This window comes from Aquabacterium sp. T101 (assembly GCF_057219775.1).
The window spans coordinates 1-589 of the sequence record NZ_JBXVVZ010000021.1 but is presented as its reverse complement, the minus strand read 5'-3'; the positions used below and the strand labels follow the sequence as shown (position 1 = coordinate 589).

Sequence of the window (589 nt, the reverse complement as noted above, 5' to 3'; positions counted from 1 at the left end):
GGCGTGGTGTCGCGGGTGAGCGCAGCAGCGCTGATGGTCAAGACCGGCGCCTCGGTGTCCACGCTGAAGGTGAGCGGTGTCGATGCCGGCGAGGCGTTGCCCGCCGTGTCGGTCGCCACCGCCGTGATCGAGTGGTCGCCATGCGCCAGCCGGCCCGTGGTGAAGCTCCAGCGGCCATCGGCGCCGATGTCGGCCGTGCCCAGCAGCGTCGTGCCGTCGAACACCTGCACCTGGGCCACGCCCACGGCGTCGGTCACCGTGCCGCTGACGGTGACCGTGTCGTCCTTCGTCAAGCCGCCGTCGACGATGGTGGTCGAAAGGCCGGTGTCGGTGCCCAGCGTGGCGTCCACCGTCAGCTCCGGTGCCGACGTGTCCACCCGCACGGTGGCGATCCGCTGTGCCGCATTGCCGGCCGCGTCGCTAGCGCTGACGCGCACGGTGTAGGCGCCGTCGCCCAGCGCAGTGGCGTCGACCGTGTAGCGGCCGTCCGCGCCGACGGTCGGCGTGAAGGTCTGCACCACGTCGCCCGCTGCATCGACCACCTCGATCGTCACGCTCGCACCCTCGGCCAGGCCGGTGGTCGTGCCGC

General features: G+C 72.3%; 1 protein-coding gene. It reads right to left on the bottom strand.

Features of this window, described 5'->3' with window-relative positions:
• The coding region (locus AC2EAQ_RS18900; protein WP_484645991.1) for an Ig-like domain-containing protein at window positions 1-589 on the bottom strand (589 nt) is incomplete at both ends.